Below are 5,444 nucleotides of genomic sequence, written 5' to 3'. Positions count from 1 at the left end.
CCCCCTTCGTCGTGCTCGGGGGAGCGCAGACACCTCCGACGGTGCCTGCAGGTCGACCGGGCGGCAGCGGATCACGAACCCCACGACGAGGGCGAGCGCCGCGGCACACCCGATCATGAACACGAGGCTCGCCGTCCAGCCGCCGGTGAGGTCGTGGAGGACGCCGACGAGGAGGCTCCCCGCGCCGGCGAACGCGTAGCCGACGCCCTGCGCGATAGCCGACAGCAGGCCCGCCGAGGCCTCGTCGGCGGCGAGCATCACGATGAGTGCGAGGGAGAGTCCGAACGTCGCGCTCTGCACGGCACCGAGCACGACCGTGATCGCGATGTACGACTCGTCGCCGGAAGCGAGCCAGACGAACGCCGCCAGCATCACGATGCCCAGGCCCGGACCGAACACCCGCAGAACGCGGCGACGTCGAGCGAGGATCGGCGCGACGAGCGTCGGCACGAGGCCCGCGACGCTGGTCAGCGCGAGCAGCCAGCCGGCGGTCTGCGCGTCCACACCGCGATCTCCGAGGATGCGGGGGAGCCACGAGGCCACCGCGAAGAAGAGCATCGCCTGGAGGCCGAACATCGCGGTGATCAGCGCGACGGTCGGTCGAGCCGACCGGGGCAGCGCCATCCGAGACGACGGCGGTGGGGGAGCTTCCGAGCGCAGCGCCACACCGACCATGGCGCCCGCGGCGATCAGAGCGGGCACGGCCCAGAGCCCGAGCGCCACCGCGGGCCCGCCGACCGCCGTGCTCAGCGGCACGGCGAGTCCCGCTCCGAGCGCGGCCCCCGCGCTGAACGACATGCTGCTCAGGCCGATCCAGAGACCGCCCGCCCGAAGGGACTTCAGGTACTGCGGAAGCAAGGTCCCCGCAGCCATGATCGACACCCCGGCGAGGAACGTTCCCGGGAGCATGCCCCCGGGAACGACGACCCGCAGTGCGAGCGACCCCGCGAGCGCCACCATGGTCCAGATCAGCGCCCTGGTCACACCGAGGCGGCGGGCGAGCAGCGGCCCGACCGGTGCACTGATGCCGAAGGCGATCACCGGCAGCGTCGCCAGGAGGTTCAGCTGCACCGGTGCGAGGTCGAACGCCGCCCTCGTCGGCTCGAGCAGGGCGGCGACCGAGGTGATCGCCGGGCGCAGGTTGAGCCCGATTAGCAGGGCTGCGCCGAGCCCGACGGCGCGATCGCGGAACTCGCTGCCTCGACGCTCAGAGCGCGAGGACACGAAGGCCGTCGGCGACCACGCGGCCGTCGTGGATGACGAGTCGGTCGGTTCCCCGGTCCATCACCGCGCTGGTGGGCGTCTCGCCATCGACGAGCACCAGGTCGGCCCGGTCTCCGACGGCCAGGCCGGGTCGGTCCTCGACCCCCGTGAGGCGCGGTGAGGTGGAGGACATGATGCTCGCCCCACCCATCGTCGCGACCGCGAGCGCCATCTCGATGTGGTCGTCGCGACGGAAACCGTTGGTGAAGGCCAACTGCCAGGTGCGGTCGAGCATGTCGGTGTTGCCATAGGGGCTCCAGTAGTCGCGCTGGCCGTCCTGACCGAGTCCGATCCGCACGCCCGCTTCGACGAGCTGCACCAGGGACAGGTGATTGCTGGTCGAGGGGGCGACCGTCGCCATCGAGATGTCCAGCTCGGCGAACTCCTCGATCAGACGACGGCTCGTGGCCTCGTTCACAGAACCGAGTTCGTAGGCGTGTGACATCGTGACTTTGCCCTGCATGCCGAGTGCGCGTGTGCGCTCCATCACGAGCTCGGTGCTGAACACCCCGAGGGCACCGGGTTCGTGCAGGTGGATGTCGACCTCGGCCTGGTACTTCTCGGCGAGACCGAACACGATGTCGAGGTGCTTGGCGGGGTCGCGGTCGAGCTGCGACGGGTCGATGCCGCCGATCACGTCCGCTCCCTGCTTGAGAGACTCCTCCAAGTACGCGACCGTGCCCTCCTCGCGGAGGATGCCGGCCTGGGGGAAGGTCATGACCTGGACGTCGGCGTGCGCGGCGAACTTCTCCTTCGCCGCGATCACCGCGTCGAACTTCTCGAGCTTGCAGTCGACGTCGACCTGCGCGTAGGAGCGGACGCGGGTCGTGCCCCGCGCGATCATGCGTTCGAGGGTGCCGGCCACCCGCGTGGGAAGGTCGATCTCGGCGTTGCGCCAGTTCTCGCGATCGTTCATCATCATGCCCCAGACCCCGGGAGCACCGGTGTGCTCACGGAACGGCAGTCCGATCCGGGTCGAATCCAGGTGCACGTGGACATCGCTGAAGGAGGGCAGCAGAAGCCGCCCACGTCCGTCGACGTCATCACCGGACGCCGGCGTCGCCTCATAGGGGAGGATCCGGGTGATGCGACCGTCCTCGATCAGGACATCGGAGGCGGAGCCGCCCCAGGGGCGCACGTCACGAATCAGCATGGACTTTCCTTTCTTCGGGGGCGCCGAGCCGCGACGCGAGGTCGGCGGCTTCAGCCAGATGATGGCACGCGGCATCGCCGGTGGGAACCTGCTCCACGCACTGCCGACGCCGTTCCTCGTCGAGGAGCGGGAGCACGGGGCATCGCGTGCGGAACACGCAGCCGCTGGGCGGGTTCGACGGGTGGGAGAGGTCTCCGACGAGACGGATCCGTCGACTGCGGTCGGCGGTGGGATCGGGGCTCGGAACGGAGGACAGCAGCGACTGCGTGTACGGGTGCTGCGGGGCGCCGAACACGGCATCCCTGGTGCCGTGCTCCATGATGCGCCCGAGGTACATCACGGCGACCTCGTCGGCGAAGTGCTTGACGACGGACAGATCGTGCGCGATGAACACGTAGGAGATGCCGGTGTCGGCCTGGATGTCCTGCAGCAGGTTGATGACCTGCGCCTGCACCGAGACGTCGAGTGCCGACACCGGCTCGTCGCAGACCAGGATGTCGGGCTCCAACGCGAGTGCCCTGGCGATGCCGACGCGCTGCTTCTGTCCGCCCGAGAACTCGTGGGGGAACCGGTTGTAGTGCTCCGGCCGCAGCCCCACCCTGTCCATCAGAGCCGCGACCCGGTTCTTCATGCCCTCCTGGGGGGAGATTCCCTGGGCCTGCAGGGGAGCCGCGATCGCCGCGCCGACGCTCTGCCGGGGGTTCAGCGACGATGAAGGGTTCTGGAACACCATCTGCACGCGGCGCCGGAACTGCTGCAGGTCTGACCCGCGGAGCTGGGACACGTCGGCGCCGTCCAGCAGGATCCGCCCCGACGTGGGGGTGAGCAGACGCATCAGCAGACGTCCGGTGGTGGACTTGCCGCAGCCGGATTCGCCGACCAGCCCCAGTGTCGATCCGCGTTCGAGTGTGAAGGAGACCCCGTCCACCGCTTTCACCTGCGAGGAACCGCGCAGGAATCCCTTGCTGACGCTGAAATGCTTGGCGAGGTTCTCGACGCTCAGCAACGGTTCGCTCATCGGGCCACCTCCTGCAGGTCGAGCACGGTTGTCGGGAGGTCGGGCTCCGCGAGGTGACAGCGCGCACGGTGGCCGGATCCGACGAGGGTGAGTTCGGGGCGCTCGGTGCGGCATCTGTCGTCCGGCACGAGGGTCGCGACGGGGCAGCGATCGGCGAAGAGGCACCCCTGCGGGAGGTCGAGCAGCGACGGCGGGAAGCCGGGGATGGGCGTGAGGCGTCCGGCTTCGTCGACCATCGAGGGCATCGATGCGAGCAGGCCCCGGGCGTAGGGGTGCGCGGTCCGGAAGAACAGGTCGTGCACGCCGGCCTCTTCCACGCACTGGCCGCCGTACATGACGACGACGCGTTTGCAGACCTCGGCGACGACGCCCAGATCGTGCGTGACGAAGATCACGGCGGAACCGGTCTCCGCCTGGAGCGATCCGATCAGGTCGAGGATCTGCGCCTGCACGGTGACATCGAGCGCCGTGGTCGGCTCGTCGGCGATGAGCAGCTCCGGTTCGCAGATGAGCGCCATCGCGATCATCGCCCGCTGCCGCATACCGCCGGAGAACTCGTGCGGATAGGAGTCGTACCGCGCGACCGGGTCGGGGATACCGACGCGGTTCAGCATCTCGATCGCCTGGGCCTTCGCGGCTTTCGCGCTCACCCTGTTGTGCACGCGATACGCCTCGGCGATCTGCCGGCCGACGGTGTAGAAGGGGTGCATGGCCGACAGCGGATCCTGGAAGATCATCCCGATCTTGCGACCGCGGTATGGCCGCATCTCGCTCTCGCTGAGCGGTACCAGATCGGTGCCGTCGAAGAGCACTCGTCCGGTGACCTTCGCGCTGGTCCCTTTGAGGAGCCCCATCAGGGTCTGGCTGGTCACGGTCTTTCCCGAACCGGATTCGCCGACGATGCCGACTGTCTCTCCGCGCTGCACGACGAGGTCCATGCCGTTCACGGCGTGCACCAGACCGTCGTCGGTGGGAAAGGTCACCCGCAGATCGCGGATGTCGAGGATCGGCGTGGTCATCAGTTGACTCTCACTCTCGGGTCGACGCTCGCGTACACGAGGTCGACGATGACGTTCGCGGTGATGATGAAGAAGGCGGCGAGCATCGTGATCGCCATGGTGACCGGCAGGTCTCCCGAGGTGGCTGCCCGCACCGCGGTGAACCCGAGGCCGGGCACCGAGAAGATCTGCTCGGTCAGCACGGCACCGCCGAGCAGGGCACCGATGTCCAGGCCCAGCATCGTGATGATCGGAGTGATGCCGGCACGGACTCCGTGTCTCGTGATCCGTCCGGGGCTCAGACCCTTCGCCCGCGCGGTGCGCATGTAGTCCTCGCCGAAGGTCTCGATCATGTTGTTCCGCGTGATGCGGATGTACTGCGCGCTGAACAGGATGGCCAGCGCGACCCAGGGGAGCAGGTAGTTCGTGAACCACGCCCCGGGTCCGGCGGGGCCGAACGGGGAGGAGATCTGATTGCTCGTGAACGGCAGCCAGTGCAGTGCGCTCACGAACACGAGCAGGAGCAGCAGCCCGGTGACGGGGACGGGGAGCGAGACGCCGACGGATGCGGCTCCGACGATGATCTTGTCGGTCGCCCTGCCCTTGCGGAGGGCTGCGAGCAGTCCGAGGCCGACGCCGACCACGGTCCACAACACGACAGCGCCGACGGCGATGGAGAGCGTATAGGGGAGCGCCCTGACGATGACGTCGGTGACGTTCTCGTTGGTCTGGAACGACTTGCCCAGGCAGGGCCAGGCGCAGACCTGCTCGGCGCCCGGCGCTCCGATGAGTCGCTCGCCGAAGAATCCACTGATGTAGGTGAAGTACTGCACCAGGAACGGCTTGTCCATGCCGAGGGCGACGCGCGCCTGGTCGATGCGTTCAGGGGTGCACTCCTGGCCGCAGGCGGCCGCCGCAGGGTCTGCGGGGCCGATCTGGAACAGGGCGAACGTCACGAAGCTCACGACGAGCAGGAGGATGACCAGCGCGGTCACGCGGCGGACGATGAATC

At 68.6% G+C, this 5,444-nt stretch carries 5 protein-coding genes; all 5 read right to left on the bottom strand.

Features of this window, described 5'->3' with window-relative positions; translation table 11 throughout:
* Positions 1 to 1,224 (bottom strand): MFS transporter (locus ACNPM4_RS10610; protein ID WP_448985655.1); only part of this gene is annotated, 1,224 nt, incomplete at its 3' end.
* The gene (locus ACNPM4_RS10605; RefSeq protein ID WP_448985653.1) at positions 1,208 to 2,416 is read right to left on the bottom strand and encodes an amidohydrolase; all 1,209 of its coding nucleotides are present in this window, start codon (positions 2,414 to 2,416) and stop codon (positions 1,208 to 1,210) included. The genes ACNPM4_RS10610 and ACNPM4_RS10605, both read right to left, overlap by 17 nt.
* Positions 2,403 to 3,434 (bottom strand): ABC transporter ATP-binding protein, encoded by a 1,032-nt coding sequence (locus ACNPM4_RS10600; protein WP_448985652.1) that lies wholly within the window; start codon positions 3,432 to 3,434, stop codon positions 2,403 to 2,405. The genes ACNPM4_RS10605 and ACNPM4_RS10600 overlap by 14 nt, the downstream gene beginning before the upstream one ends.
* Positions 3,431 to 4,453 (bottom strand): ABC transporter ATP-binding protein, encoded by a 1,023-nt coding sequence (locus tag ACNPM4_RS10595; protein WP_448985650.1) that lies wholly within the window; start codon positions 4,451 to 4,453, stop codon positions 3,431 to 3,433. Before ACNPM4_RS10595 ends, ACNPM4_RS10600 begins: the two co-directional genes overlap by 4 nt.
* Positions 4,453 to 5,444: ABC transporter permease (locus ACNPM4_RS10590; RefSeq protein ID WP_448985649.1), on the bottom strand; the 992-nt coding region annotated here is incomplete at its 5' end. The genes ACNPM4_RS10595 and ACNPM4_RS10590, both read right to left, overlap by 1 nt.

The organism is Microbacterium umsixpiens (assembly GCF_053543675.1).
Note: the sequence above shows the minus strand (reverse complement) of the source record. Positions and strands in the feature narration are given on the sequence as shown.